This is a genomic window from Brevibacillus choshinensis, assembly GCF_001420695.1.
In the GTDB taxonomy this organism is placed as follows: Bacteria; Bacillota; Bacilli; order Brevibacillales; family Brevibacillaceae; genus Brevibacillus; species Brevibacillus choshinensis.
The window spans coordinates 774,361-800,464 of the sequence record NZ_LJJB01000010.1 but is presented as its reverse complement, the minus strand read 5'-3'; the positions used below and the strand labels follow the sequence as shown (position 1 = coordinate 800,464).

Below are 26,104 nucleotides of genomic sequence, written 5' to 3'. Positions count from 1 at the left end.
GTTAGATGGACCGTGGGAAGATTCATAACCTCAATCCCTATCATGTGATTGGCTTGGTTCTAAATACGTGTATCGGCGTCAATCTGCTCATGCTGAGCCATTCTGTCAGCAAAATGGGCTACAACCAATGGTGGATTCCATTTGTATTGGGTGCCATCGTTTCACTTACGCTCATACCGATGATTGCTCTGTGCAAACGATACCCAGAGGATTCCTTGTTTCGGATCAATGAAATATTGTTAGGAAAATGGCTAGGAAGATACGCAAACTTGTTGGTTATCATCTATGCCATCCTAAATGTGTCGACAATCAACTCAGGTTATATACGGCTGGTTCAAACTTCGATGCTGAGCAATCAGACGGTCACGTTGCCATTGATAGGTCTTACGTTGGTGATGCTCTATATTACAAATGGCGGGATCAAGCTGGTGGCGCGCTTCTGCTTGATATCCTTCTTTTTTACCGGTTGGATGGTTTACTACCTGCAGTGGGGGTTTCAAAAAGGAGGATTCACGCATATCTTTCCTTTGTTTAATACCAATATCGCAGACGTTCTCGATGCGTTAAACCATTCGTTTGCTAGCATGTTTGGCTATGAGCTCGTGCTTATTTACTATCCGTATATTCAACAGAAGGACAAAGCAATGCGTCATGTCCTGATCGGAGTCTGGTTGGTCGTTCTGTTTTACGTGCTGATTCTGCTCACCAGCGTGGCTTACTTTTCCGTGTGGGAGATGGAGCATTTGATCTATCCCATTTTGAACCTGTTCAAGGCAGTAGAGCTTTCCTTTATGGAGCGGATAGAAAATCTGGGGATAGGCATATGGGTCTTTCTCGTTTTGAGCACATGTGCGGCGTATTTATGGGCTGCTCGCAAAGGGATAGAGGAATTAGTAGGGCACAAGAAATTGTGGCATCTCCTGTTGCCGGCGATAATCTCGTATTTCATGATCCGCGGTCCTCTTACGATGGAAATCCAGCAATTCCTGTACCACAAAGTCACAGTCTACATGGGATACGGCGTGATCCTGTGGCCCATTTTTTTACTTCTTGTTCATGCCATCCGAGGTGAAGGTAGAGGGAAGGTAGTATGAAGAGGCTGGGAATCTTCATGTCTGTGGCTTTGATAGCCGTAATCTGCCTTGGTGGATGTGCACCGGAGTTTGAGAAACCATCGCTGGAAGATATGGCGATGATTGGTGTTATTGGATTCGATTACACAGGGGATCAAGATGTGAAGGTGAGTGTATCCATCCCTGTTCCCTCTAGTCGCGATAAGGAAATGACGCAGACCTATACCACAAATGCAAGTGTGACAAGTGAGGCAATGGTGATGCTCTCTACCATGGCGGAGCGAACGATGTCTCTTTCGCAGCTGCGTGTCATTCTTTTTAGCGAGGAATACGCGCGCAAGGTAGGACTTAGCAAGGTGCTTTTGGATTTGTACCGCAATCCGATCGTCGGAGAAAATGTGTTTGTGGCTATTGTGAAAGGCAGAGCGGAGGATGTCATCCGGGGAGAATTCAAGCACAAGCCGGAATTAAACACCTATTTGAACAATCTTCTGCGTCCTCGTGTGGAGACGGCGTTTACTTCCTTTGCTAGTATCAAGGACTTCGTCTACATGTTGACCAGTGAGGTATGCGATCCGAATCTGCCCTATTTGGTGAAACGTGGGGAGGATGTCGAGGTGTGGAGAGTCGCCTTGTTTCGTGGGGATAAAATGATTGACTATATGTCCCAGCGAGAAGGCAAGCTGGTTCAGGCGATGGTAGGCCGGGGCAGGCTTCCCCGTATGAACTTTACATTTCCGAAGAAGGAGAAGAAAGGGACGAAAATAGAAGGGGTGTCTGCGGAAAAGAGCTCAGAACAGAAAGAAGAGCAGATCGTACTTGATTTCGTCTGGGCAAAGGGAAGAGTCAGAAGCAACGGCAGCCAAACGAAACCGCTGATTCATATCAGCCTAGAGATGCGTGCTTCACTGGTTGGGTATACGGGAACGAAAGATCTGGAAAAGAAGGCGCAATTTGATGCGCTGAAAACCCAACTAGAAGCACAAATCAAGAAGGAAGCGACATTGATGCTCGATCGATTACAGAAAGCAAATATCGATCCGGCCCAGCTGGAGGAGAGTCTACGACAAAAGTACCATGGTGCTTGGAACCGTACAGTTGGGCTGAAACTCTATCAGAAGGCCGAATTCGATGTGCAAGTCAGCATAGAAATCATCGGATTTGGAACGATGGACTAGCGAATGCTAAAACAACCGCTTTAATTCACGCCAAATGGCTCCCAGCACGCCACGATTCCACTTGCGTTTTCGGGCGTAGAGGAAGTCGGTCAGGCCAACAAAAAGCCTTCTCTGATCCTCAGTGTACGGATACCAGTTAACTTCCCGTTTTCGGGTACCCGGGTCGTGAATAATGGAGATGCTGTGGGTGAATGCTTGCAAGCCAGATGGACCGCGGTACCGGCCAATGCCGCTGCTTTTTACGCCGCCAAACGGAAGGTAGGGATTGGCGTAACTGATAATGACGTCATTCATACACACATTTCCGCTCTCCAGTTTTTCCGCGACGCGCCGCGCTCGCGTTTTGTCCCTTGACCAGACAGATGCATTCAAACCGTAGGGTGAGGCGTTTGCCAGACGAATCGCTTCCTCCTCGTGGGAAAAGGTCATGATCGGGAGAATGGGGCCAAACGTTTCTTCCTGCATGATTTTCATGTCTGACGTGACATTGGTGAGAATGGTTGGAGGCAAAAACATGCTGTCGGAGGTAACGGGGAATTGACCCCCAATCACAGCGGTTGCCCCTTTTGCCAGTGCCTCTTCCACATGCTGTCGTACGATTCCAATCTGCTGAGGCGAAGTCATCGAGCCGACTTCTGCCTGATCAGGATAGCCTTGACGCAGGGCAGAAGCTTTTTTCGTGACAAGCGCTAGAAAGTCTGGATAAATGCTCTCGTGTACATAGAGGCGTTCGACCGACATACATACTTGACCGGAGTTGGTAAAGGCTCCCCAGACAGCTGCATTGGCTGCCCGCTCCAGATGAGCATCCTCCAGTACGATCATCGGGTCTTTGCCGCCTAGCTCCAGCTCGACAGGAATCAGATGCTCTGCCGCAGCCGCCATGATTTTCTTGCCAGTCGCTACAGAGCCTGTGAAAAAGATTTTGTCAGGGCGCTCCGTTACGAGCGCCTGTCCCACTTCTCGTCCACCGTGCAGCACAGAGACGACGCCCTTCGGCAAAGGGACTGCCCGGAACAGCTCTTCGATGAGCAAGCCCGTAGAGGGTGTCACTTCCGAAGGCTTCAGAATCACGGTGTTTCCTGCGACGAGAGCAGACAGGACGGGAATCATGGCGAGCTGGAAAGGATAATTCCAGGGGGAAATGACAGCCACGACGCCCATTGGTTTGTAGTGAATGTACGATTTTTTTGGCCAGAGCACTAGATTGGTAGGAACCTTTTGCGAAGACAACATGCGGTGTGCATTTTTTTCGTAAAAACGGATGGTATCGACAGTGACGAAGATCTCCGTCATGAAGGCTTCGAGAGTGACCTTTCCGGTATCCTGACTGATTTGGAGAGCGAGCTCTTCACCGTGTTCGACAAGATAGTGGCGGAGTCGGACCAGATAGTCCAGTCGCTCGGACAGGGAGGTCTGCGACCAGGAAGCAAACGCTCCACGGGCACTCTCCATTGTCTGATGGATCTGTTCGGGAGTGGCTTCAGCCAGCGTACCCAGCGATTCGCCTGTAGCCGGGTTTTGAAGAGAGAGTATAGCCATCAGAAAGCACCTCTTTTCGTAGGGATGGGGGTGGTGGTGGTAGTAATCGGAATGAACATCATGTGTAAAAGCTGTAGGAGTGTCTGCTCAAAACGGGACAATGCGTTTTCGGGAGTGGTGGCCTCCTCCAGTATGGATTGCAAGAATAGTCCGTCGACTTGAGCGTAAATCAGGGAGACAGCACCATCTACGCTCATACTCATGGAATGAGTGGCAGGAGGGAAAAATTGCCTCACTAAACGGGCGATCAGATCGTGTAGGCGGGCTCGTATCTCGTTGACGTGGTGGCGAAAGGCCGGGACGTACATGGCCTGTACTTGTAAGTCGTACCAGAGGCGGTGCAGCGCCTTTTTTTTCGTCAAAGAATGGTGCAGTACCTCCAACAACTGTTCCAGCCATCTTTGGGGCGAGGCATTCACAACGGCCGTCTCCAACTCCTGAATAAAGCTGTCCTTGTAGCTAGCGATGACAGCGAGCAGAAGATCTTCCTTGCTGGCAAAATAATAGTGTAAAATCCCGAGTGAAACACCGGATGCTTTGGCGATGTCCCGCAAAGATACATGAGCATAGCCTTTCTGCGCCAGACAGAGCGTGGCCTGTTCAATGAGAAAGGAGCGTTTCGCTTTCGCTTTTGATGGAGCGGGCTGTGAACTTGACGGCATGTGTTCACCTCTTTTTGGACGATCGTCCAATTTTGTTGCTTTCATTGTAGGAGGCACCTGATCCTCCTGTCAAATAAAAAGAAGCGGTCCGAAAACCGCTTCCTTACGCGCCGCATGGAACGCCCTGCATTTACTATTTTCTGTTTTGCCGCTCCCAACGTCTCAAATACGGATAAGGGTCAAAAGCCCAATCAGGACCGCCGGATTCACGGTACATCCCGTAGTGGAGATGAGGAGGGAACTTGCCTGCAGTACCGGGTTTACCATACCCAGAGCTGCCGACGTAGCCTAACACTTGTCCTGGTTCGACGATGTCACCAGGCTTTAGCCCTTTTTTAAAGGAGGAGAGATGGGCAAAATAATGGTAAACGTTCCCCATGTCTCGCATCCCGATACGCCAGCCACCGTAACGGTTCCAGCCGATGACCTCAATGACACCGTAGGCTGTGCTGAGCACTGGCGTTCCGTACGATGCGAATATATCGGTCCCTTCATGAATGCGCCGTCCCCCCCAGCCGCGCGCATCACCCCAAGTGCTGCGATAGCTGTAAGAATAGCGTGGAGGAATGGGAAAATGGCGATCATCCAGATGAAGATGCTGGTACTTGTCATAGACCTGTGCAAATTGCTTGATCGTTTTCACAGAGCGATCTCGCTGGTAGTACGACCAAAGAGCGATTTTCCAGTCTTCCGGGGAATAGCCGTACGTAGATAAATAATGAATGACGGAGGATAGTACATCCATGTCATTGTTGCGGTCGGCGATCCCGTCTCCATCTCCGTCCTTACCCATTCCCTGAAAGAAGCTGATGGATGCAGGGTTCGTGTCTTCCACGTCAGGATTCCATAACCCGATCCAGCGTTCAGAAGGGATATCGAACGCAGTCAATCGTGAGGAAGGCTCTTCGTTGGCAGATTTCCTCTTACGTATTTTCATGGTCCGCTCGTATTGATCAATGGCTGCCAAATACGCCCAGGGAACGCCGTGCAACGACTCCATCCGTTGAAACAACTGCAGTCGCGCCTGTAAAACAGGGTCCCCTACAGGTGCGGATGGAGCAGCCTCTGCGACTGATTCCAAAGGGAGGATAGCAGCAGCCACGCACAAGCTAATCTGAATGATTAGGCGGAAAACTCGCATTCCGTCACCCTCCAGCCCAGATAGTCTCCTTTGTAGTTTCTGCCAGTGTAAAAGGTTTATCCAAGATACTTTCTGGAAGATTTGAGGTATGATGCTAAAAAAGAACAAGTGGATGGAATTGGAGGCAAATAAACATGAAGCTGGTCATTCGTGCTGATGCTCCACTAACGCTGAGACAGCTGATCGAGCCTCTCCGGCGTGTGGGTGCGCTTAGCCACGAGAAGCAAGTAGAAGGCGTGGTATTGGGGAAGAGAGTAAAGGAGCTGGCTCAGCGCTATCGGGTACTATGTCCTCGGACAGATTGGGAAGAGGAAGAGGCGGCGTTGATGGAATTGGCAGAGTGCTACCCTATCCCTTTGCTCAGTGGGGATCTCTTGGTACAACGCTTGCCTGTTCCTACTGGTCTTCCGTTCCGCTTTCTCGAGCTCATGACGGGTTGGGTGATGAAGGAAAGCTCCGCGTGGGGAATCGAGACCTTCTCTCCACATGCGATGCTGTGGCTGCGTGAAATAGGAGCGGTACCTCTGTCACAGCTTGGTGGGCACTTGCAGCGTATCGAATACGGACAGGATGTTGCCGTCCTCGTATTGGATGAGGAAGATCAGCAGAGCGCCGTCCCGATCGTCCGGGAACAAAAGAACCATGCCGAAGAGCACATCGATGAAGGCATGTTGATCATGCAAGTCAATCTGGATGACAGCAGTCCGGAATGGCTGGCGTATGTCATGGAGCAGTGCCTGCAAGCGGGCGCCAACGACGTGCATTTCTTGCCTGTCACGATGAAAAAAAGTCGACCGGGCACACTCTTGCAGGTCATGTGCTATCAGAGTGAAGCAGAGGCGCTAAAAACGATCCTTTTTACGGAGACGACGACGTTTGGGATTCGGTCGTTCCCGGTCGATTGCCATCGATTGGCACGCCGCTTTGTCACGGTCGATACGCAGTGGGGGGAAGTGGTGGTCAAGCTGGGATACCATCGGGGTCAACGAGTGCAGGTCGCGCCAGAGTACGCTGTATGCGCAAGACTGGCTGAAGCCGCCAAAATCCCGCTCAAGCAGGTGTATCAGCAGGCCATCAGCTTGGCTGTCGAGAAAAGTCTTGTGAATTTCCTGTAAAGACAGCAGGAGCCGAGCTGCTATCCAAAGAATTGGAAAACGAGGATTTTTTCCTCTAACCCAGTTCTACGAGGAGGCTGTGAGATGAGCAAAAAAGTGTTGATTGTCACAGGAGATGCAGTGGAGGCATTGGAAGTTTACTATCCGTACTACCGTTGTCTGGAAGAAGGTTATGAAACCGTCATTGCAGCACCAAGTGTAAAAAAGCTCCATACGGTCTGCCACGATTTTGAAGCTCACAGCGAGACGTACACAGAAAAACCAGCGTACCAGCTTCCAGCCCAAGCGGCGTTTTCCGAAATTAATCCGGAAGCTTTTGACGCGTTGATTATCCCTGGAGGACGAGCACCTGAGCACATCAGGCTCAACGAAAACCTGAAGCCGATCGTCGCTCACTTTTTTGAAGCCAACAAGCCTGTTGCCGCGATTTGCCACGGGGCGCAAGTGTTGACGATCGTTCGCGAATACCTGCAGGGCAGAGAAATGACTGCTTATCAGGCGTGCAAACCGGACGTAGAGGCTTGCGGCGCTATTTATCAAACAGAAACGTTGCATGTCGACGGCAATCTGGTATCAGGACATGCTTGGCCGGATTTGCCTGGATTTATGCGCGAGTTTTTCAAATTGCTGAGGTAATAAACAGCCATAATTACATCCGCTTCCATTTTCCACTCGATCAAACTGTAGTGGAGGAGAGGAAAAAGGAGAAAACGCTCCAGCTTCATAGGAACACCTACTGGGGGTCATCCTGTCCGGCTCCATGTAAAAACGAAACCGCGTCCAAAGCAGCCGTCTCGGGGAGCTTATCAGAGGTGGACGCTTAAAACCGTGTTTCGTTTTTTTTATTGCGCCTTGGTTGGTGTTCCTAAGATCTTCGCTTTTTTTCCCTTTTTCCTCGGCCAGCTTTGGCTCATCCACGTGCCTTTTCTTGGGAGCCTTCCACGGGGTTTATTTGAGAGAAACCCTTCGTGGGACAATGCCTAAGAAGAATGAAAGCTTGGTTCTCCTTATTCAATCGCTCCCGTGACACGTCGAGCAGACGTATTTGACGACTTCTCGTTCTTCTTTTGATTCACCAACGCCCTTCGAAGCTCAAGCGATAGACAAAATAAGCTTTTGCTCCCATGAATCTCTTAATACTTGGTAGCTAGAAACCACAACTGCTTCCCCCCACCATCACAGCACTCAAATAAAACAGACCTCCCGACGTAGCATGGATCATCGATACCATGCCCCTCGGGAGGTCTGTTTATGTTTAGGGAGTGAATTGCCCGACCAGCAGCCTAAGTACGTTCGGCTGATCAGGCAGATCCCGAGTTCCTGCGCCGTAGCCAATCGACTCGACTTTCATCGAAGGGAGCGGGCCAAACTCGTGAACCAATGCGGCAGCGACTCCAGCGCCGGTAGGTGTCGTCAGCTCCTTGTCAATCGTCGTCCGTCGCAGCGGAATACCGACGAGCATTTCCATCGTAGCAGGCGCAGGGACGGGATAGAGACCGTGATCACAACGGACGTAGCCGTTCCCAGTAGGGACGGGTCCTGAGTAGAGCTGATCAACCTTTAAATCCTCCAGACCCAGCGCTATTCCGACGACGTCTACGATGGAATCGAGGGCACCAACTTCATGAAAGTGTACCGTTTCAACAGGCACCCCATGAATTTTCGCTTCGGCTATCGCGATCTTTTCAAAAATGGCCAATGCTCTCGCTGTCACACGGGGGGCGAGTTCAGCAGCTTCAATCATTTCCACGATCTCTTTGTACCCCCGATGGTGATGATCGTGCTGGCCCAAGACTTTGAGCTGCTTGAGTGGCTGGACAGGCGGTGGTGTCTCGTCAATGACATCCAGCTTTAATGCGGTGACGCCAGCTTTCACAACGGTTTTCCACTCTAGGCGGAAGTCTCCAAATGATAGCTTTCGCAGTTCACCCTCTATTTGATCGCGATCTGCGCCTGCGTCGACCAGAGCGGCCAGCAGCATATCTCCACTAATTCCCGAAAAACAGTCTAGGTAAGCCATGCGCACATGAATCACTCCTTTTCAAATGGACTTTTTTTCCTGTATCATAAAGGGAAAGTATGTTCGTCTACATTCCGTTTTTCTGTCCAAATTGTACCATTGACGATGTAGGTTGTCATGGGAGGAGTTGAAGTCTTGTGTTGTCATTTATTCATACAGCGGATGTTCATTTGGATGCTCCGCTACATACATTATCTGAGCTGTACGAGCTGCGGCAGGACGATTTTCGCAAAACGATTCGAGCGATTCGTGATCTCGTGCTGGACAGGCAGGTCGATTTTTGGCTGATTGCAGGTGATTTGTTGGAATATCACGGAGGTCGCAGATCGACTGCACTGTTTTTACGAGACCTGTTTGCGAGTGTTGCTCCGATTCCCGTGTGCATTGCACCTGGCAATCACGATCCTTGGCGTCCAGACTCTTTTTATCAGACGCTCGAATGGTCGGGGAATGTCCATTGGTTTACGCCGGAGTGGGGGGCGTATGAATTTCCGGAGAAGTCGTGTGTTGTCTACGGCTGGGGATTCCCTCAAGCCCATGTGTATGAGTCCCCGTTGACGTCGTTCCCAGGAAAATTGGGAGGCTATCAGCGACATGTGATGGTCTTGCACGGCAGTTTGCTCGGTAAGGAAACGGAGGAGCACCATCCGTACGCACCGATCAACGTACAGGACTTGGCGGATACGGGAATGGATTATGTAGCGCTCGGGCACATTCACAAGCCAGGACAGTTTTTGCATCCTGTGAGAAAGACACCCTTTGCGGCATACCCCGGATCACCAGAAGGCCTGAATACAAAAGAAGAGGGCGCGCGCTGTGTCCTGTACGGGGAGATCGATGAATCGGGAAAAGTAGCGCTCGAAGCAGTTCCAGTGGGGCAAAGGCAAATTCGTAAACGGGAAATCAGTCTCGACGGTGCCGAAACGATGGAGCAGCTAGTAGAGCATTTGGAGCAGAAGCTGGCTAGTGAGCAGTCCGCAGATATGCTCTACATCACACTGACTGGCGAGCGGGCAGCCCATTTCATCCCTTCTACTGCTGTGCTGCAGCAACGATTTTCCCGTTTTTTCCTCTTTCAGGTCACCGACCAGACATGGCCTGATGTCGATGCAGAAAAGCTGATCGCGGACGGTGGAATCTGGGGAAAGTGGCTAGCTAAGCTGGAACAGCGGGAAGAGCAGGCTGCCAGTGAAGCGGAGAGGGATGTCATCAGACAATCCCGCCGCGAAGTGTTGGCCAGGATAGGAGGAAGTGCTCGATGAGAATGGACGAACTCCAGCTCAAAGGCTTTGGAAAATGGCAGGATGCGTCCTTTCGCTTTGCACCGGGAATCAACGTCTTTGCCGCTCCGAATGAAGCAGGAAAATCGACGTTACTGCAAGGAATCTTTGCCGCCCTTTACGGGATGAAACGGGATTACGTGAAAGGCGCCCGCTACTTGCCTGAGTATGAAAAATACCGTCCCTGGCATCAGGGAGATTACGAGACGATCATTACCTATCATCTGGGTGGCAAATCGTATCGGCTGCATCGATTTCTGCAAAAGGAACGGGAGCAGGCTCGAATCTTTCTCGACCCGGAATGGACGGAGCTGACGGATATCTACATGGAGGACAGGCGCAAGGAGCGCGATTTCCTCGAAAAGCATCTGGGGCTTACTCGGAGCCTTTTCACTGACATCACCTGGATCAGACGGGAGCCGTTGTTCGCAGCTGAGCATCTGATGCCTTCCCTTGCTCGGACGGATGAAGCCAACCCGGCAGTCAACAATATGCTGGCAGAGCTGGATCGCGATCTGACGGCGATCGGCAAAAAGGAGCGGGCAGAGAACACGCTGCTGGGTAAAGCCGGTGCGCTGGTGGCGCAAAAAGAAGCGGAGCTCTCGAATGCAGAGTCGGCCTGGAGAATCATCAGTCAGCTGACGCAGCAGATCGCCGATTGGGAGCTGGAGAGGCAGGAGCTGGACCAACAGCGCAATCGCCTGCAGCAACGAAAGCAACGGGTGAGTACTCGGGAGCTGGCATGGCAGGAAAAATGGCAAAAAAGCTATTCAGTACCTGCAGACGCAGATGTGTGGGAATGGTGGGAGCGAACGGCGACATCCCTAGAGGAAAAACAAATCCATGGGGAAGCGATGGCAGCTCTCACTCGCGTACTTGCTTCCCCATCAGAAGAGACGGTAGAAATCTTGCCAACATTCGATCGGGAAAAGCTGCAGGCTGATTATGCCAAAGGTGTCCAACTGCGCAAGCGATGGGAAGAGGCGCACCTGCAGCTGGCAAAGCTCGCGGCGTCAACGATGAACACAGGCGCACGCCGCCAGGACAGGCACATGGAAGGGCAGAAAAAGCAACAGCGATACCCTGTGGGGATGTGGGGAAGTGCTGGTTTATTGGCTGTCATAGGCTTCATTTCCGGTGTCATGGATCAAACAGCGCTCAGCGTCATCCTCTTGGTGCTCTCGGCTGTTGTGGCTGGCATGGCATGGATCAAAACGCGTTCCGTAGCGAAAGAGGGTGGGCAGAGTCCTGGTACACCAGCTACAACAGATTTGGCTACCCTAGCATGGCAGAGGCAGCAAGAAGAGCTTTCAACTTTGGACGCTGAGCTGCATCAGTTGATCGGGGCGTGGGGCGTAAATGATTGGGAAGCTTTTGCCGAGAAACGGGATGCTCTGCTGAACAGCCTAACCTCGCGTGAATCCAGCCAGCTGAAAGCCCAGCTTTCTCAAAAGCATGAGGAAGAACAAATCATAACGCGCTGGGGGGAGCGACTCCGTACTGTCTTGGAACAGGAAAAGACCTTACTGGAGAGTGAGCAAGGGGCGTGGAGAACAGAGTGGCAGCACATCGAAGAACGCATGCAGCATATACGGGAACAAATTGCCCGAGCAACCGGGGAAGTGGCTGCTCACGATACGGTATCCCTTGCCAAGGCAAAAGGAGAGTATGACGAGGCTGTAGCAGGACTCAGACAATTGCAGCAAAAGCGTGAGGCATTGCAGGTCGCTCGTGATACCCTGCAGGAAGCACTGGCTGAATGGAATCGAGACGTCTCTCCAGGCGTCAATGAACAGGCTTCGCATGTACTAGGCCGGATCACCGGAGGCGCTTATCGAGATGTCCGCCTAGATCCTCATGAGCGGTTTTCGATTCGGGTAATGGAGCCTTCCCGGCAGCTGGTATTGGAGCAGGAGCAGTGCTCGACGGGTACACAGGATCAGCTCTACCTGTCCCAAAGATTCGCGCTACACCAGCATGTTAGCCAGCAGTCGGAGCCATTACCGCTCTTTTTTGACGATCACTTCGTTCACTATGATGAAGAGCGTCTGCAGCGTACGCTGGAGTATGTAGTGGAACGATCCCAAGAGCATCAGATCTTTCTATTTACGTGCCAGGAAAGGGAGAAGAAGATTTTGGAGCCGTTGCTTGGTGTTTCCAACCGCCATTTGGTGCATACTCTCGGGTAGGAAAGAGGTTGCCCCCTAGAAATCCAAGCTCTATAATGGAGATTGACCAAGTCACATGAGGAGTGAGCCCTATGACGCAACGAAAGCCGGAGTGGCTCAAGATCAACCTTGTTTCAGGATCCGAACTAGCCAGCTTTAAGGAACTCAAGCAAACCATGCGTAGCAAGACGCTACATACCGTTTGTGAAGAAGCGAAATGCCCTAACATACATGAGTGCTGGGCGAGCGGGACAGCAACCTTCATGATTTTGGGTGATATATGTACCCGAGCTTGTCGTTTCTGTGCCGTGAAGACAGGACTGCCGACTGAACTGGATGTAGCCGAACCAGAGCGCGTGGCGGAAGCAGCAGAGCAAATGCGTCTGAAGCACGTCGTCGTGACCTCGGTAGCCAGAGATGATTTGGCTGATGGTGGTGCCCAGATCTTCGCAGAGACGATCAAGGCGATCCGCCGTCGATTGCCATTTGCTTCGGTGGAAGTGCTCATTCCTGACTTTATGGGGAACTGGGATGCGCTGAAAGTCGTGATGGATGCGAAACCGGATGTTTTGAACCACAATATCGAAGCGGTTCGTCGCATGTCGGATCGGGTTCGTGCTCGCGCGAAATACGACCGGACGTTGGAATTACTGAAAAAAGCGAAAGAATTCCAGCCGACTATTCCGACGAAGTCCAGCTTGATGATCGGTGTAGGTGAGACGATCGAGGAAATCATCGAGACGATGGATGATCTTCGCTCCGTAGACGTCAACATCATGACGATCGGACAGTATCTGCAACCGACGAAAAAACATCTGAACGTAGAAAATTACTACCATCCAGATGAGTTTGCGCGATTAAAAGAAGAAGGCATGAAGCGCGGCTTTAGCCATGTGGAAGCAGGACCTTTGGTTCGCAGCTCCTACCATGCTCATGAACAGGCAAGCGCAGCAAAAGAAACGATAGCCAAGGCGCAGTAATCGCCAAGGCGCAGTAATCGCCAAGGCGCAGTAATCGCCAAGGCGTAGTAATCGCCTGCGCAATAATCGATACACATCAAAAACACCCTCCTGCGGCCGGATCAGCACACAGGAGGGTGTTGCTATATGGTGCGCAGCGAAGCCTATTGGTTAACGGCTGGTTGTCCCCATATGGCTTTTTGTCTTGCTCGTACTCGTTTCTTTGGCACGCATTTGCTCAGCGACAGTCGTACCACCCATTCGCTTGATCAGCGTGTTAATGCTGGTAGTATCTTCTGCTCGCGCAGTGTGCAGATTGCTGGAACGTGCAGCGACACGAGCGATTTCCTGGATGTCATTCTGGTTGTCGGTCACGTACACCTTGTAGTAGCGAGGGGATACCGACATGGCATTCATCCGCGCTTGGTTTTTCACTGTACGCGCGTCCCCGCCTTTGTGGTGCAAACCGACAAAGATTTCTTTATCGGTGACCAATACAGTCGAGCGCTGTACCCCAGGGCAGCTTGCGGTTACATTTCCTACCGCTTGCGCCAATGCATCACGGTCGACATAGACGTTGTGTGCGCTAGCCGTACGCATATGCTGGCGGTCCGTTTGGACGTACCCCATGCGTGGCATGCCAGTTGCCATGACACCAGCTCCGGCACGATTCCAAGCATGCTTTTGGTAGATGGAATGGTGGGTACCTGTTCCTGTCATTCCAGTGCCCGCCCCTGTACCTGCACCAGTAATGCCTCTGATGCCAGCGGTACCAGTAATGCCTCTGGTGCCAGCGGTACCGGTAATGCCGTTCATCCCTACATTTCCATCAGGAAACGCGGTGTAAGGACGGACTCCATGGGTGTAAGCGTTAGTTCCAGCGGTTGGGCCAGGGGCTACATTGCCCATTCCATAACCGGTATGGCTACGGGTATGGATTCCGTCAATGTCACGTGTATGCACGCCGTCGTAATTACGGACATGAATACCGTCGAAGTCGCGTGCACGCATACCATCATAGGAGCGTGTATGCAGACCGTCGAAGTTGGTCACGTGAGGAGCAACTTGATTCGTCGTCGTGCGGTTTGGCGTCGTGTAGTTAGGTGCAGCGTTGTTCGAGCAGGCAGAAGCCAACAGAGCAATACTTGCGATAGCTGGATACAACCATGTCTTTTTCAATGAAACACCCCCTACACGATAGAATGTCCATCAGTCATCTGCTGTTTTCGTGGGAAAATTATCTCTTGCTGCATGAATTATGGTAAGATGGACGTAGTATACGTGTGTAAGGAGGAAGCGGACTTGATTCGCACGCAAGCCGGTACTTATGAAGTCATGGAAGAAAATCGCGATGGCTGGAACCCGGAAGCTTTCAAAGAGCGCTACAGCGATATCCTGGACAAATACGACTATATCGTAGGGGACTGGGGATATGGACAGCTTCGTCTACGGGGATTTTATACAGACCTCAACCGTAAAGTGCCGTTTGAGCAGCGAATCGCCGCTTTGGATGAGTATCTGCATGAATTCTGCAACTTTGGGTGCCCGTATTTCGTTTTGCGCAAAGTAAAATCATATCTGGGCCCAGAGGATAGCCAAAGTCAGGATGATGCGGGAATCGATGTGGTGATTGATTTACGGCAGGATAGTAACCGCGAAGACAATGCCAATTCTTACGGTGAACGTAAAGAGCGCCGTAGGTTCCATCCGCGCCAGAACAAACAGGAACGGACGGATCGCAACAACGGTCCATCTACTGAACGCTCCTCAGGACGTAATGATCGAGCTGACAAGCCCAAGTTCTCCAAGGATAAGTCAGATAAAAACGGCAGGGACCAGGGGAAAGATCGTCGTCCCAATCAAATGAGACCGAACCGAGAGCGCGATAAGGTGCCAACAGGATCCAACCCGCCCAAACGGGATTCCTAAGCAGATCGAATCATACAAAGGATAATAAACGAGCCTTTTTTGGCTCGTTTTGTTTTGGAGAAGTGCTATGGCTTAAAAATTTGCAGGAGCGAACCATTTGCCGCCTTTCTCTTTCATGTTGCATTGATCATAAAAAAGGCATTCAAGCCGGATTGGCGTTTGAATGCCTTTTTTATGGAATGAGGTTGTCGTAGCTAATTATTTGTTAGAGAAGGGCAGGCTTACCAACCGCCCCATCCGCCACCACCGCCCCATCCGCCACCACCGCCCCATCCGCCGCCACCGCCCCATCCGCCGCCACCGCCCCAGCTTCCCCAGGGATTCCAGGGGGTCCAAGGGCACCAAGGATTCCAGGGGTTCCATCCCCAAGAAGGCGGAAACGGTTGGATGGGCACGATGAAGGATACGTCAGGGCGTCGTCTTCCACCGAAAAAGACGGGATGAGCATGGTCTTCAGGAATCATTTGATATCCCTGTTCAGGTAAGTAATTCTGTTGTTGTTGTAGTTGTTGGTCATATTCATATTGATTTGGTTGCATCTTGCGAATTGCACTCCTCTCGTTGTCTGCCTGTGCAGTAGCAGTATACGAGGCATTCGCCCGTCTGGAGCATTGTCCGGTAGGAAATGGGCAAACGTCCATGAGGGGTGCAAAATCAAAAAAGGAAGGGCGCAGTAGAGCCCCTCCTTCCGTCACTTCACAATGATTAAATAACGGTTTCCAAAAATGATTTCAACTCTTCTGCTTCCTGCTCGTTCAGGTTGTATGCGAATTCCAGGTAGCCTTCTTCCTCCAAGTCATCCTTGCCGATGATCGCCGAACGACCGTTTTGAATATTGATCACCAGTTTTTTTCCGTAAAAACGGTTCGAAGTCGTGATAGCGAGATCAAAGCGAGTGGCTTCCGCCATAAAGCTGACGAATCGCGTCTTGGTTTCCTCGACATCATCGTACAGGTAAAACAAATCAGACATGAGTTTCCCTCTACTTCCATAAGAGATTAGGTTTGTGTTCTACATTGTGCAAGGCTCGAACAAAGCGAATGGTTTTGGTCTGGGCACGCATGACGATCGAATGAGTCTCCACCATGTCGTCTCCGAGATAGCGGACACCTTGCAGCAATTCGCCATCCGAGACGCCAGTGGCTGAAAAAATGGCATCTTCGCCTTTGACCATATCATTTAGGGTGAGCAACTGCTCCGGATTGGAGAGGCCCATCTTGATGCAGCGTTCCCGTTCTGCATCGTTTTGAGGCTTGAGCTGAGCTTGCATGTCGCCACCCAGACATTTGATCGCAGCAGCACTGATGACGCCCTCGGGTGCTCCGCCGATGCCGAGGAAAAGGTCAATCCCAGTATGCGGCAAGCAGGCCGCAATCGCGGCACCGACGTCACCGTCACCAAATAGCTTCACACGCGCGCCTTTTTCACGGACCGCATCGATAATGGCCTGATGACGCTCGCGTTCCTGAATGATCACAGTTACGTCAGAAATCCGCTTGTTGTTTGCTTCTGCTACGATCTCTATCATTTTATCCACAGGATCGTAAAGGTTGATTTTCCCTGCCGCACGTTTTCCGACTGCCATTTTCATCATGTACATGTCAGGCGCATGCAACAAGGTTCCTCGGTCGCCAATCGCAATAACCGACATGGCGTTGTTATGGCCTTTGGCAACGATTGTAGTTCCTTCCAAGGGATCGACAGCGACGTCGACTTCTGGCCCGCCTGCGTCCGGATTTCCTAGCTTTTCACCGATGTAGAGCATAGGGGCTTCGTCCAGCTCACCTTCGCCGATGACGACGGTTCCCCGCATGTTGATCGTGTCAAACATGGCGCGCATGGCGCTGGTTGCTGCTCCATCAGCCTCGTTCTTTTTCCCTCTTCCCATCCAGTGAGAGGAGGCGAGAGCAGCCATTTCCGTTACACGCACGATTTCCAGTGCCAGTTCGCGTTCCATTGTTGTGTGTTCCTCCCTTATGCCGGTAAAAATTCACCCCACCATTGTATCATAAAGTACAAGCTGTCGCGTTTGCCCGCACAAATTTGGTATACTGATGGATGAAAAGAGGTGAAACCCGTGAACAATTCCTATTTGCAGGAAGGGGAATTGGTGCTTCTCGTCCTGGTGCTTACTTTTGTGTTTACGATATACTACGCAAAGCGCAAAGCAAAAAAGCGAAAATAAGGAGAATTATCCATGTACGATGTGAATACGAAACGAATCGACCAAGTTTTGGCATATATGTCTTCCATGCTTGACTTGTTAGACAAGCTAAAGGAACGGGGAGCGGAAGCGGTTTTGGCGGACGAAGTGGCTGTTGCAGCGATGGAGCGGGCCCTGCACTTGTCCATCGAGGGGATTGTTGACGTAGGAAATGCCTTGATCGACGGCTTTATCATGCGTGATCCAGGCAGCTACAGTGATATCGTGGAAATTTTGCGTGATGAGCAAGTCATTACGGGGGATCAGGCCATCATCTTGACTCGTGTCACCGAATTCCGCAAGCATTTGGTCAATGAGTACACCAGTGTACCGAGCGCCGAGATGTTTGCATTAGTTGTAGAAGCAGGATCTGCGCTACGCGAGTTCGATCCGGCTGTGCGTGCCTTTTTGGACAAAGAACTCTTTTAAAAAGATGGCTCCAGCGGATTTTTTATACAAAACACTTTCATTAGTTTACTAAAGCCACCTAATCCGCTACAATTAGGAGAAAGGGCGGTGATACGTATGACAAACGAAGGAACGTCCACCCGTGACCAAATTCTCCACATGCTCAAGGTGAAAGGCTCACTGTCAGTTAGTGACATGGCTGTAGAGCTGGGAATTACAGAAATGGCTGTAAGACGCCATCTGAATACCCTCGAGAGGGACAACTTGATCAAGTCTACGCTTGTTCGGCAAGCGATGGGACGTCCAACCAATGTATATTCCTTGTCGCAGGAGGCAGACGAACTGTTTCCGCGCAATTATTCTCATTTGACGTTAGATTTTCTGCAAGACCTAAAGGATATGGACGGCATCGGTAAAGTAGAGATGCTGTTTCGCCGTCGGGAGAACCGTCTCGAAGAAACCTATCGCACTCACATGCAAGGCGACCTGGAAGAGAGAGTAGCCAAGCTTGCTGAGCTGCAAAACGATAAAGGGTACATGGTGGAATGGGAAAAGGATCCGGAAACAGAAAACTACCGTATTCAAGAGTTTAACTGTCCGATCTCGCAAGTTGCCCGCGAATTCAACCAGGCTTGTAACTGTGAGCTGTCCTTGTTCCGACGCGTGCTAGATGCCAATGTGGAACAGACTTCCTGTATGGCAAAAGGCGGAGATAAATGCGTGTTTGAAGTGAAGCAAGGACGCTAACGCTTATGGCTACGAATCGATAAAAAATCCACTCCATGGCGGGTGGATTTTTGTTTGAACGGACAAATCAGTGCTACGGCAAACGACATGATTAACAAAGGGGACCGATAGGATGACGACGGCGACAGCGTACAAAGGCTATTTGCTTGATTTGGATGGCACGATTTACCGGGGAGGAGAAGCCATTCCCGGGGCAGCAGCATTTATCTCCTATCTAAAGGAACAGCGAATTCCCTACCTGTATTTGACGAATAATTCGTCTGCATCTCCGGAGCATGTAGCAGACCGGCTATGTGCAATGGGAATCGATGCGAAGCCTGCAGACGTATACACCTCCAGTATGGCAACAGCCACATACCTGAAAGAACGTGCGTCTGCAGGAACGAAAGTTTATATGATCGGCGAGCAAGGCTTGCGTGAACAATTGACCGTGAGCAGTTTCGAGATCACGGAAGACTCGCCAGCGTATGTCGTGGTAGGGATCGATCGTGAATTCACCTATGAAAAGCTGGCGACAGCCGCTCGTGCTGTACGCGCTGGTGCAGTCTTGCTCGCGACCAACACGGATGCTGCCTTGCCGACTGAAATAGGCTTGTACCCGGGGAATGGTTCCCTCGTAGCTGCTGTCTCAGTGGCAGCTGCGACAAAACCAATCGTGATCGGGAAGCCGCAGTCCATTATCGTCAATTATGCGCTGGATATTCTCGGTATCCGTGCGGAAGAGACCCTGATCGTCGGAGACAATCTCTATACCGATATTGAAGCGGGTGCCAATAGTGGGCTGGACAGTATGCTCGTGCTGACGGGGTACTCGAACCGAGAGGAAGCAGCTGTACATCCTGCCCGCCCTACGCATATTGCCGAGGATTTGACGGATTGGATGAAGAAGTTAACCCTCTAGGCATTCTTCTTGTTGTTTTTGGCGGTGGGCGATTCGGCTCGAGGCAGCAGCAGCAATCGCCCCCACCAGATCATCGAGGAATGTGTGTACACCGTTTCGGCGGTCATTGAGAAATTCTAATTTTCCATGCTTCAATTTGTCTACATAACCAAAGTTCGTAAACCCGATGCTGCCATATAGATTGACGATGGCGAGCGCCAGTACTTCATCCACGCCGTACAGAGGTTCATCTGCCTCAATGATGGATTGAAGAGGCTGCAGCAGCTTGTTTTCTTCCGCTAATATATCCAGCTGAATGCCAGTTAAGAGTGCATTTTGCACTTCCCTCTTTTTCAACACTGCCCCTACACTCTCCAGACACATTTCCTTTGTCAGATCAGGAACGTAGTTGATTTGCAGGAACTTCACGATCTCAGCGATGTCATCCAGACTGACACCACGTTTCCCCAACAGATCAATCACGACCTCCAGACACGAATCACTATTAAGTGGATGCTCGCTCATGCGTATTCCCTCCTTATGCTCCCAACCGTGCGACTAGTATCTGCAACGAGATAGGCACCTATCCCGATGCTTCTACATATTATGCGCCATGTGAAGGTCTGCAAGGAGAGTGAAAATCGATGGAAGACAAAGACTTATTGCAAGAGGAATACGGGTTTGTCCTGGAAGATGTTCGCTCGAATGGGGCGAGCAAGGTACTGAAGACGGATAAAGGATTGTTTTACCTGTTCGCAGCACCGGAAGGATATAAATATAAGAGCAAGTTTATCGACCGAGTTCGAAAGCATGTAAATGAGCAGCAGGACATCGGGATGCTCAAGCTGGTAAAAACAGTCGGGGGTCTGGGACATATCGTCTCGGATGAACAGCTGTATTACTTGTACAGGGGAGTACGAGAAAGAACGCCAGAGGATCCTTACTTTACGATCGGTCAGTCATTGGCGAAGTTCCATCTGGCCACTAGCTCGTTCAAAGGCGACAAATTGTTCATCCCATACAGTTCTTTGGGTAGCTGGCCCAGCATGTGGAGACGGAAACTGCGTCATTACAATGAATTCCGGGATGAGCTGGATGAGCTGGAAGGCGAACTAACTTCCATGGATGAGTTTTTGCTGACCAGCTTTACGTACGTGCACCAGCTGGGTGAAATCGCCGTTCACTATTTGCTCGCGTCCGGGTACGACAAGGTCGTAAAGGAAACCGCCAAGTATGGCAAAGTTGCCTACCAAAATTTTGATCAAGGGTATATGCTATGGAATGAGAAGGATGCACGACTGGTGGCTGGAGAATGGAACTGGGTGCTCGACATGCGAGCTCGTGACATTGGTCAATGGCTGAAGGCGGAAACGAAGCGCAGCGGATGGCAGAATGAAAAAGCGGCAAGCTTTCTCGATGGCTACAACAGCGTATCACCGCTCTTGCCTGACGAATATGCGGTCGTCTACGGGCTAATGCTCTATCCAGGAAGATTTCTCAAGCTGGTGGAGGCGTACCAAGAGCTTCCTTATGAAGAAAAGCTGGAAGTAAACGGAGAACTATGGCATTCCCAGCTGGAAGACGAGCTGGCGCGTATGGAAGAGGCACTCCGTCAGTATCCACATCTGGTCGCACAGCGGTACGGCGCGTCCATTCCACAAATTGATTGGTTGTGGAGGCCGGAAGATGAAGAAGCCAAAGGTGTTAGTGACGAGGCAAGTAGCGAATGAAGCCATTTCTCTCTTGAAGACAGTGGCAGATGTAGAAGTTTGGGTGCAGGATGAGCCAATTCCCCGAGAGCTCTTGTTGGAAAAGGTGGAGCAGGCAGACGCGATTTTGACGATGCTGACAGAACGAATAGACGAGGAATTGCTGAGTCGGGCAAAGCAATTGCGGATCGTGGCAAATATGGCAGTGGGTTACGATAACATCGACCTCGCTGCATGCAAGAAGCGTGATATCTGGGTCACCAATACGCCTGATGTATTGACAGAAGCGACAGCTGATTTGGCGTTTGCACTGCTGATGGCAACAGGAAGGCGATTAACAGAGGCAAATCGTTTTTTGTTGAACGGGGAGTGGACGTCGTGGAGTCCATCTCTGATGGCGGGTCAAAATGTATACGGAGCCACACTGGGGATCATTGGCATGGGAAGAATTGGCGAAGCAGTCGCCAGACGTGCCAAAGGATTTGGTATGCGGATTCTTTATCACAACCGCAATCGCAAACAACAGGCAGAGGCTGAGACGGGAGCACAACAGGCCACTCTAGAAGCATTGCTACGTGAGTCTGATTACGTGCTGCTGCTGACCCCTTTGACGGCTGAAACCCGTTTGCTGATGGGTGAGCAGGAATTTTCCTGGATGAAGCCCACCTCTGTCTTTATCAATGTGTCTCGAGGGGGCACGGTGGATGAGGCAGCACTTTATCAGGCTCTGGTAAAGAAGCAGATCTGGGCGGCGGGTCTGGATGTTTTCCAGCAAGAGCCGGTTCCTCAGGATCATCCATTGCTATCTTTACCGAACGTAGTGGCATTGCCTCATATCGGTAGTGCCACTGAGCAGACAAGAGGGGAAATGGCGAGACTGGCAGCAGCGAATATCGTAGCTGTATTGGAAGGCCAAAGGCCACTGACGGCGTTATGAGCACCTTCCTTCTGAGTGTTGCAGGACTCTTGGTGTTGTTTGTACTCTGCGCTTCCGGTATTGCCTTTCACGTCACGTGGAAGCTGACCCATCCGGCACGCAAGGCGGTAGACATGGTCCCTGCTGATTTTGGCATCAAACATACAGAGGAAGTCAGCTTTCCCAGTCGAGAAGGAGCGATTTCACTTTCAGGCTGGTATTTCTCAGCGGAACAAAATGGGTATGATCCACACAGACGCACACTTATTTTTGCCCATGGGTACAGTCAAAACCGTCTGGAACCGCATCTCCCAGCCTTATCATTGGCCGCAAAGCTTTTGGCAGGCGGCTACGATGTGCTGATGTTTGATTTTCGCAATGCTGGCCATTCAAGCCCATCCTTGACGACGATCGGACTTCGTGAGCAGCATGACTTACTAGGGGCGATCGACTTCGTTGCCACTACTCGTCCTGGGCAGGAGATGGGGCTAATCGGTTTTTCCATGGGGGCGGCCACCTCGCTCTTGGTAGGGGGCAAGGACGAGCGGATTGCGGCGATTGTCGCAGACTCTCCGTTTTACTCTCTACGAGAATACTTGCAAGAAAATTTGCCGCAATGGACGGGCCTGCCCCGTTTTCCCTTCAACTGGTTGATCTTGACGCTGTGTCCGATTCTGTTGGGAGCCAATCCGCGTGAAGTAAAGCCATATTTGGCCGTGAAGCTGGCAAAGAAACCGATCTTCTTTATCCATGGGACAGGGGATTCCACCATTCCTTTTGACAACAGCGAACGGCTGCGGGCATTGGTTTCAGACAAAAAAGCTTCCATCTGGCTCGTCCCGCACGCCGGTCATGTTCGTAGCTATGCGTTGGTCCCTGACGAATACGCTGAGCGTGTCATCAATTTTCTGGAAAAAGCGTTGGGAAACGTAAAGTAAGGGTGTCCACTCGCGGGAATGAAAAAAAGCAGCTACGTCTCACCTGTAGCTGCTTTCATGTCGGTACCCTGATTAGAATACTTGTTGTACTTCTTTGATGCCTGGAATTTCTTCGACCAGGGCGCGCTCGATACCCGCTTTCAGGGTGATGGTAGAGGAAGGGCAGCTTCCGCATGCACCCATCAGACGCAGCTTCACAATACCTTCTTCCACATCAACGAGTTGTACGTCGCCACCGTCACGTTGCAGGTACGGACGCAGTTTATCGAGAACTTCTTGTACTTGATCCATTATATCCATGAAACATTCACTCCTTTCCAACCTCACCTTTATTATAATCATAGACGAGTGAGAAATCCATGGCTTACATGCCCTGTTGACACTTTCCAAAGAAGGTGTTTGCGATGTGCACCTTGCATGGACTTTTTGTCTAAGCCACATGTTATAATGAAACGGCAAGTACTTCAACATAAGGAGTAAGATTTACGTGAATGTATTTGGCAATGTAAAAGAATTGATTGGCAACACGCCCATCGTAGAAATTACACAATTTGATTTGCCAGAGGGTGTCCGCTTGTTTGCCAAGCTGGAGTACTTCAATCCAGGCGGCAGCGTCAAGGACAGATTGGGCATGGAATTGATCCGCGCAGCAGAGGAAAACGGACAGCTGAAACCAGGCGGGACTATCATCGAACCAACGGCTGGGAATACAGGAATCGGAGTTGCGTTGGCCGCTGTAGGAACAGGTTATAAAGTAATTTTTTGCGTGCCTGAAAAGTTCTCTGAGGAAAAACAGGAGCTGATGCGCGCCCTCGGGGCAGAAGTGGTCAATACGCCGACGGAGCAAGGCATCAAGGGAGCGATCGCGAAGGCACAGGAATTGGCAGCTTCGATCCCAGGCTCTTTTGTACCGCAGCAGTTTGCAAATCCTGCAAATCCAGACGCTCATTACAAGACCACAGGGCCTGAAATCTGGAAACAGATGGATGGTGCGGTGAACGTTTTTGTTGCTGGTGCAGGCTCCGGCGGAACGTTCATGGGGGTCGCCCGCTATTTGAAAGAACAAAATCCTTCGGTCAAGACCGTGATTGTGGAGCCAGAAGGGTCGATCGTGAATGGCGGAGAACCTGGTCCGCACAAAACAGAAGGAATTGGCATGGAGTTTTTGCCGCCTTTCATGGACACGAGCTATTTCGACGCGATTCACACGATTATGGATACAGAAGCATTCGATCTGGTGAAGCAGCTGGCTGCCAAGGAAGGGATGCTGGTGGGAAGCTCCGCCGGTGCAGCGATGGCAGCAGCCCTGCGTGAAGCCAAGGAAGCCGCTCCAGGAACCAACATCGTCATCCTGTTTGCAGACAGCAGCGAGCGCTATCTCAGCAAAAAAATCTATCAGGGAGGAATCTAAGATGCGTATCAAGACGCGTTTGATCCATGGCGGTATCGAGGGAGATCCACACACAGGAGCTGTATCTGTTCCGATTTATCAAGTGAGCACCTACAAACAGGAAGCGATCGGCAAGCACAAAGGATTTGAGTATTCCCGTACAGGTAATCCGACTCGCCATGCTCTGGAGACGTACATCGCTGAGCTCGAAGGTGGCGCTCGTGGCTTTGCATTTGGATCCGGTATGGCAGCACTGTCCACGATCCTTTCGCTGTTCAACAAAGGGGATCATCTCGTAGTGGGTGACGACGTTTACGGCGGTACGTACCGTGTCATTACCCGCGTATTTTCTCGTCTCGGTCTGGAAGCTACGTACGTAGATACCAATGATTTGCAAGCTGTCGAGGCAGCCGTGCGCCCCGAAACGAAGGCAATCATTATGGAAACTCCGACTAATCCGCTCTTAAAAGTAAATGATATCAGCGCATTGTCTGGCATTGCAAAAGCAAAGGGCTTGCTCTTGGTAGTCGACAATACGTTTATGACTCCGTATTGGCAAAACCCGCTCGATCTGGGGGCCGACATCGTGTTCCATAGTGCGACCAAATATCTGGGCGGACATAGTGACGTCGTGGCAGGCTTGGTTGTTGCCAAAGATGAACAGCTGGGCGAAGATCTGCATTTCGTGCAAAATGCAATCGGAGGCATTCTCGGTCCACAAGACTCCTGGCTTTTGCTGCGCGGTATGAAAACACTGGGTGTCCGTATGGAAGAGCATGAGCAAAATGCGCGCACTCTCGCGAAATGGCTCGCAGAACGCAGCGACATCGAGCGTGTTATCTACCCTGGTTTGTCCAGCCATCCAGGTCACGAGCTGATTCAAAAACAAGCTCGCGGCTTTGGCGGTATGATTTCCTTTGATGTTGGAAGCGCAGAGCGTGCAGACCAAGTACTGTCCAAAGTGAAGCTCTACACACTGGCGGAATCTCTGGGGGCCGTCGAAAGTCTGATCAGCGTACCAGCACGCATGACTCATGCTTCCATTCCGGTTGAGCGTCGCGCTGAGCTGGGCATTACGGAGGGCTTGGTACGCATTTCCGTAGGTATTGAGGATGTAGAAGATTTGATCGAGGATCTGGAACAAGCACTCTCCTAAGGTTGAGAGAACAGTCCACATGGGGAGGCCGGGAGCATGAGCGTAGAAATCAAGGTGTTTGGGACTGAGCAATTGTGCGCGAGCTGCGTCAATCTGCCGTCTGCCAAGGAAACAGCTGAATGGCTGCAAGCAGCGCTCTCCCGCAAATATGGAAGCGACAGTATCCGCATCCTGTACAGTGACTTTCAACAGTCTCAGACAGACGATGACAAAAACTGGGCGGAACGGATTGTTGAGGAAGATCTATGGTATCCACTTGTCGTAATTTCCGGGGAAATTGTCGGTGAGGGAAATCCGAAGCTCAAAGACATTTACGCCAAGCTGGAAAGCATGGGATTGAGGCCATTGGCTGATCTCGTGGACAGCGAATCGTAATGATAGAAAACGGTCAGGCGAAGCATTCGTCTGATCGTTTTTTTTGGAAACAGAAAAGGTATGGTGATACCAACTTAGCGGAGGTGGGGGGAAGCAGGTTTCCGATCTTCGCTCCGCCTGGAAACCTGCTTCCCCTTCGAGCTGTAGTGGTTTCTACTTATCAGGTAATAAGATATTCAAGGAAAAAGCTTATTCTGTCTATCGTTTGAGCTTCGAAGGGCGTTGAAACAAAAGAAGAACGAGGTCATCCAATTTGTTGGACGTATCACAAAAACTACGGGATAGGGACAACCAAGCTTTCGTTCTTCGTAGGCA

28 protein-coding genes are annotated in these 26,104 nt (G+C 50.9%); 18 read left to right on the top strand and 10 right to left on the bottom strand.

The features are described 5' to 3' along the window. The first annotated feature begins 5 nt into the window (after positions 1-5). Together AN963_RS14100 and AN963_RS14095 are read left to right on the top strand one after the other, a co-directional pair. Positions 6-1,094, top strand: a complete 1,089-nt coding sequence (locus AN963_RS14100; protein ID WP_055745200.1) for a GerAB/ArcD/ProY family transporter — start codon at positions 6-8, stop codon at positions 1,092-1,094. Beyond that, positions 1,091-2,251 (top strand): Ger(x)C family spore germination protein, encoded by a 1,161-nt coding sequence (locus tag AN963_RS14095; RefSeq protein ID WP_055745199.1) that lies wholly within the window; start codon positions 1,091-1,093, stop codon positions 2,249-2,251. Before AN963_RS14100 ends, AN963_RS14095 begins: the two co-directional genes overlap by 4 nt. A 6-nt stretch (positions 2,252-2,257) precedes the next feature. On the opposite strand, the gene AN963_RS14090 is transcribed toward AN963_RS14095, so the two are convergent. From AN963_RS14090 to AN963_RS14080, 3 genes are all read right to left on the bottom strand, one after another. Then, complete coding sequence (locus AN963_RS14090) at positions 2,258-3,793, bottom strand: aldehyde dehydrogenase family protein (RefSeq protein WP_055745198.1); 1,536 nt, start codon at positions 3,791-3,793, stop codon at positions 2,258-2,260. After that, positions 3,793-4,455, bottom strand: a complete 663-nt coding sequence (locus AN963_RS14085) for a TetR/AcrR family transcriptional regulator (RefSeq protein ID WP_055746303.1) — start codon at positions 4,453-4,455, stop codon at positions 3,793-3,795. The genes AN963_RS14090 and AN963_RS14085 overlap by 1 nt, the downstream gene beginning before the upstream one ends. 133 nt (positions 4,456-4,588) lie before the next feature. Continuing rightward, positions 4,589-5,596: a M23 family metallopeptidase gene (locus AN963_RS14080; protein WP_055745197.1), complete on the bottom strand. Its 1,008-nt coding sequence runs from the start codon at positions 5,594-5,596 to the stop codon at positions 4,589-4,591. Positions 5,597-5,730: 134 nt separating this feature from the next. Between AN963_RS14080 and larC2 the strand changes: the two genes are divergently transcribed. Together larC2 and AN963_RS14070 are read left to right on the top strand one after the other, a co-directional pair. Further along, the gene (gene larC2 / locus AN963_RS14075; protein ID WP_055745196.1) at positions 5,731-6,711 is read left to right on the top strand and encodes a nickel pincer cofactor biosynthesis protein LarC2; all 981 of its coding nucleotides are present in this window, start codon (positions 5,731-5,733) and stop codon (positions 6,709-6,711) included. A gap of 84 nt (positions 6,712-6,795) precedes the next feature. Beyond that, entirely contained in the window at positions 6,796-7,347 is a 552-nt protein-coding gene (locus AN963_RS14070; RefSeq protein ID WP_055745195.1) for a DJ-1/PfpI family protein, read from the top strand. A gap of 619 nt (positions 7,348-7,966) precedes the next feature. Here the strand turns inward: AN963_RS14070 and larC are convergent. Beyond that, positions 7,967-8,731, bottom strand: a complete 765-nt coding sequence (gene larC, locus AN963_RS14065) for a nickel pincer cofactor biosynthesis protein LarC (RefSeq protein ID WP_236708033.1) — start codon at positions 8,729-8,731, stop codon at positions 7,967-7,969. A gap of 137 nt (positions 8,732-8,868) precedes the next feature. Here larC and AN963_RS14060 point away from each other — a divergent pair, with 137 nt between their 5' ends. The 3 genes from AN963_RS14060 to lipA all read left to right on the top strand — a co-directional run bounded on the left by AN963_RS14060 (position 8,869) and on the right by lipA (position 13,159). Beyond that, the gene (locus AN963_RS14060; protein ID WP_055745193.1) at positions 8,869-9,993 is read left to right on the top strand and encodes a metallophosphoesterase family protein; all 1,125 of its coding nucleotides are present in this window, start codon (positions 8,869-8,871) and stop codon (positions 9,991-9,993) included. Next, positions 9,990-12,200, top strand: coding sequence for an AAA family ATPase (locus AN963_RS14055; RefSeq protein ID WP_055745192.1), 2,211 nt, complete (start codon positions 9,990-9,992; stop codon positions 12,198-12,200). Before AN963_RS14060 ends, AN963_RS14055 begins: the two co-directional genes overlap by 4 nt. Before the next feature lie 71 nt (positions 12,201-12,271). Further along, on the top strand, positions 12,272-13,159 hold the full coding sequence (gene lipA / locus AN963_RS14050) for a lipoyl synthase (RefSeq protein WP_055745191.1): 888 nt from the start codon (positions 12,272-12,274) through the stop codon (positions 13,157-13,159). Positions 13,160-13,309: 150 nt separating this feature from the next. On the opposite strand, the gene AN963_RS14045 is transcribed toward lipA, so the two are convergent. Further along, positions 13,310-14,317 (bottom strand): YhcN/YlaJ family sporulation lipoprotein, encoded by a 1,008-nt coding sequence (locus AN963_RS14045; protein ID WP_055745190.1) that lies wholly within the window; start codon positions 14,315-14,317, stop codon positions 13,310-13,312. An 87-nt stretch (positions 14,318-14,404) separates the two neighbouring features. Between AN963_RS14045 and AN963_RS14040 the strand changes: the two genes are divergently transcribed. Beyond that, a complete protein-coding gene (locus AN963_RS14040) occupies positions 14,405-15,067 on the top strand; it encodes a YutD family protein (RefSeq protein WP_055746302.1) in 663 nt (220 codons plus the stop codon). Between the two features lie 221 nt (positions 15,068-15,288). Here the strand turns inward: AN963_RS14040 and AN963_RS31710 are convergent, their stop codons facing one another. From AN963_RS31710 to glpX, 3 genes are all read right to left on the bottom strand, one after another. After that, positions 15,289-15,606, bottom strand: a complete 318-nt coding sequence (locus AN963_RS31710) for a hypothetical protein (protein ID WP_055745189.1) — start codon at positions 15,604-15,606, stop codon at positions 15,289-15,291. 166 nt (positions 15,607-15,772) lie between these two features. Beyond that, entirely contained in the window at positions 15,773-16,039 is a 267-nt protein-coding gene (locus tag AN963_RS14030; RefSeq protein WP_055745188.1) for a DUF3055 domain-containing protein, read from the bottom strand. A 10-nt stretch (positions 16,040-16,049) separates the two neighbouring features. After that, positions 16,050-17,024 (bottom strand): class II fructose-bisphosphatase, encoded by a 975-nt coding sequence (gene glpX / locus AN963_RS14025; RefSeq protein ID WP_055745187.1) that lies wholly within the window; start codon positions 17,022-17,024, stop codon positions 16,050-16,052. Between the two features lie 120 nt (positions 17,025-17,144). Between glpX and AN963_RS14020 the strand changes: the two genes are divergently transcribed. The 4 genes from AN963_RS14020 (at position 17,145) to AN963_RS14005 (ending at position 19,326) form a co-directional block, all read left to right on the top strand. Further along, positions 17,145-17,252: a hypothetical protein gene (locus AN963_RS14020; protein ID WP_049741614.1), complete on the top strand. Its 108-nt coding sequence runs from the start codon at positions 17,145-17,147 to the stop codon at positions 17,250-17,252. Positions 17,253-17,264: 12 nt separating this feature from the next. Further along, positions 17,265-17,699, top strand: coding sequence for a DUF86 domain-containing protein (locus AN963_RS14015; RefSeq protein ID WP_055745186.1), 435 nt, complete (start codon positions 17,265-17,267; stop codon positions 17,697-17,699). A gap of 96 nt (positions 17,700-17,795) precedes the next feature. After that, on the top strand, positions 17,796-18,425 hold the full coding sequence (locus AN963_RS14010; protein WP_055746301.1) for a helix-turn-helix transcriptional regulator: 630 nt from the start codon (positions 17,796-17,798) through the stop codon (positions 18,423-18,425). A 112-nt stretch (positions 18,426-18,537) separates the two neighbouring features. Then, a complete protein-coding gene (locus AN963_RS14005; RefSeq protein ID WP_055745185.1) occupies positions 18,538-19,326 on the top strand; it encodes a TIGR01457 family HAD-type hydrolase in 789 nt (262 codons plus the stop codon). Here AN963_RS14005 and AN963_RS14000 read toward each other — a convergent pair. Further along, positions 19,315-19,830 (bottom strand): phosphatidylglycerophosphatase A family protein, encoded by a 516-nt coding sequence (locus AN963_RS14000; protein ID WP_055745184.1) that lies wholly within the window; start codon positions 19,828-19,830, stop codon positions 19,315-19,317. The genes AN963_RS14005 and AN963_RS14000 overlap by 12 nt on opposite strands. A gap of 119 nt (positions 19,831-19,949) precedes the next feature. Here AN963_RS14000 and AN963_RS13995 point away from each other — a divergent pair, with 119 nt between their 5' ends. From AN963_RS13995 to AN963_RS13985, 3 genes are read left to right on the top strand one after another with little or no spacing between them, the layout of a single operon-like run. Continuing rightward, the gene (locus AN963_RS13995; RefSeq protein ID WP_055745183.1) at positions 19,950-21,035 is read left to right on the top strand and encodes a hypothetical protein; all 1,086 of its coding nucleotides are present in this window, start codon (positions 19,950-19,952) and stop codon (positions 21,033-21,035) included. Beyond that, on the top strand, positions 20,992-21,951 hold the full coding sequence (locus AN963_RS13990) for a 2-hydroxyacid dehydrogenase (RefSeq protein WP_055745182.1): 960 nt from the start codon (positions 20,992-20,994) through the stop codon (positions 21,949-21,951). Before AN963_RS13995 ends, AN963_RS13990 begins: the two co-directional genes overlap by 44 nt. Beyond that, positions 21,948-22,868, top strand: a complete 921-nt coding sequence (locus tag AN963_RS13985; protein WP_055745181.1) for an alpha/beta hydrolase — start codon at positions 21,948-21,950, stop codon at positions 22,866-22,868. The genes AN963_RS13990 and AN963_RS13985 overlap by 4 nt, the downstream gene beginning before the upstream one ends. A 72-nt stretch (positions 22,869-22,940) precedes the next feature. Here the strand turns inward: AN963_RS13985 and AN963_RS13980 are convergent, their stop codons facing one another. Beyond that, positions 22,941-23,168, bottom strand: a complete 228-nt coding sequence (locus AN963_RS13980) for a NifU family protein (RefSeq protein ID WP_049741606.1) — start codon at positions 23,166-23,168, stop codon at positions 22,941-22,943. 187 nt (positions 23,169-23,355) lie between these two features. Here AN963_RS13980 and cysK point away from each other — a divergent pair, with 187 nt between their 5' ends. The 3 genes from cysK to AN963_RS13965 are packed head-to-tail and all read left to right on the top strand — an operon-like array spanning position 23,356 to position 25,789. Beyond that, on the top strand, positions 23,356-24,279 hold the full coding sequence (cysK, locus tag AN963_RS13975) for a cysteine synthase A (RefSeq protein ID WP_055745179.1): 924 nt from the start codon (positions 23,356-23,358) through the stop codon (positions 24,277-24,279). 1 nt (position 24,280) lies between these two features. After that, positions 24,281-25,414 carry a bifunctional cystathionine gamma-lyase/homocysteine desulfhydrase gene (locus tag AN963_RS13970; protein ID WP_055745178.1) on the top strand — a complete coding sequence of 378 codons (1,134 nt, stop codon included), beginning with the start codon at positions 24,281-24,283 and terminating at the stop codon, positions 25,412-25,414. Between the two features lie 36 nt (positions 25,415-25,450). Continuing rightward, positions 25,451-25,789: a YuzD family protein gene (locus AN963_RS13965; RefSeq protein WP_055745177.1), complete on the top strand. Its 339-nt coding sequence runs from the start codon at positions 25,451-25,453 to the stop codon at positions 25,787-25,789. Positions 25,790-26,104: the final 315 nt, after the last annotated feature.

Coding starts and splice junctions, on each gene's coding strand:
- AN963_RS14100 (WP_055745200.1), top strand. CDS start 6: ATGGACCGTGGGAAGATTCATAACCTCAATCCCTATCATGTGATTGGC.
- AN963_RS14095 (WP_055745199.1), top strand. CDS start 1,091: ATGAAGAGGCTGGGAATCTTCATGTCTGTGGCTTTGATAGCCGTAATC.
- AN963_RS14090 (WP_055745198.1), bottom strand. CDS start 3,793: ATGGCTATACTCTCTCTTCAAAACCCGGCTACAGGCGAATCGCTGGGT.
- AN963_RS14085 (WP_055746303.1), bottom strand. CDS start 4,455: ATGCCGTCAAGTTCACAGCCCGCTCCATCAAAAGCGAAAGCGAAACGC.
- AN963_RS14080 (WP_055745197.1), bottom strand. CDS start 5,596: ATGCGAGTTTTCCGCCTAATCATTCAGATTAGCTTGTGCGTGGCTGCT.
- larC2 (WP_055745196.1), top strand. CDS start 5,731: ATGAAGCTGGTCATTCGTGCTGATGCTCCACTAACGCTGAGACAGCTG.
- AN963_RS14070 (WP_055745195.1), top strand. CDS start 6,796: ATGAGCAAAAAAGTGTTGATTGTCACAGGAGATGCAGTGGAGGCATTG.
- larC (WP_236708033.1), bottom strand. CDS start 8,731: ATGGCTTACCTAGACTGTTTTTCGGGAATTAGTGGAGATATGCTGCTG.
- AN963_RS14055 (WP_055745192.1), top strand. CDS start 9,990: ATGAGAATGGACGAACTCCAGCTCAAAGGCTTTGGAAAATGGCAGGAT.
- lipA (WP_055745191.1), top strand. CDS start 12,272: ATGACGCAACGAAAGCCGGAGTGGCTCAAGATCAACCTTGTTTCAGGA.
- AN963_RS14040 (WP_055746302.1), top strand. CDS start 14,405: ATGGACGTAGTATACGTGTGTAAGGAGGAAGCGGACTTGATTCGCACG.
- AN963_RS31710 (WP_055745189.1), bottom strand. CDS start 15,606: ATGCAACCAAATCAATATGAATATGACCAACAACTACAACAACAACAG.
- AN963_RS14030 (WP_055745188.1), bottom strand. CDS start 16,039: ATGTCTGATTTGTTTTACCTGTACGATGATGTCGAGGAAACCAAGACG.
- glpX (WP_055745187.1), bottom strand. CDS start 17,024: ATGGAACGCGAACTGGCACTGGAAATCGTGCGTGTAACGGAAATGGCT.
- AN963_RS14015 (WP_055745186.1), top strand. CDS start 17,265: ATGTACGATGTGAATACGAAACGAATCGACCAAGTTTTGGCATATATG.
- AN963_RS14010 (WP_055746301.1), top strand. CDS start 17,796: ATGACAAACGAAGGAACGTCCACCCGTGACCAAATTCTCCACATGCTC.
- AN963_RS14005 (WP_055745185.1), top strand. CDS start 18,538: ATGACGACGGCGACAGCGTACAAAGGCTATTTGCTTGATTTGGATGGC.
- AN963_RS14000 (WP_055745184.1), bottom strand. CDS start 19,830: ATGAGCGAGCATCCACTTAATAGTGATTCGTGTCTGGAGGTCGTGATT.
- AN963_RS13995 (WP_055745183.1), top strand. CDS start 19,950: ATGGAAGACAAAGACTTATTGCAAGAGGAATACGGGTTTGTCCTGGAA.
- AN963_RS13990 (WP_055745182.1), top strand. CDS start 20,992: ATGAAGAAGCCAAAGGTGTTAGTGACGAGGCAAGTAGCGAATGAAGCC.
- AN963_RS13985 (WP_055745181.1), top strand. CDS start 21,948: ATGAGCACCTTCCTTCTGAGTGTTGCAGGACTCTTGGTGTTGTTTGTA.
- AN963_RS13980 (WP_049741606.1), bottom strand. CDS start 23,168: ATGGATATAATGGATCAAGTACAAGAAGTTCTCGATAAACTGCGTCCG.
- AN963_RS13970 (WP_055745178.1), top strand. CDS start 24,281: ATGCGTATCAAGACGCGTTTGATCCATGGCGGTATCGAGGGAGATCCA.
- AN963_RS13965 (WP_055745177.1), top strand. CDS start 25,451: ATGAGCGTAGAAATCAAGGTGTTTGGGACTGAGCAATTGTGCGCGAGC.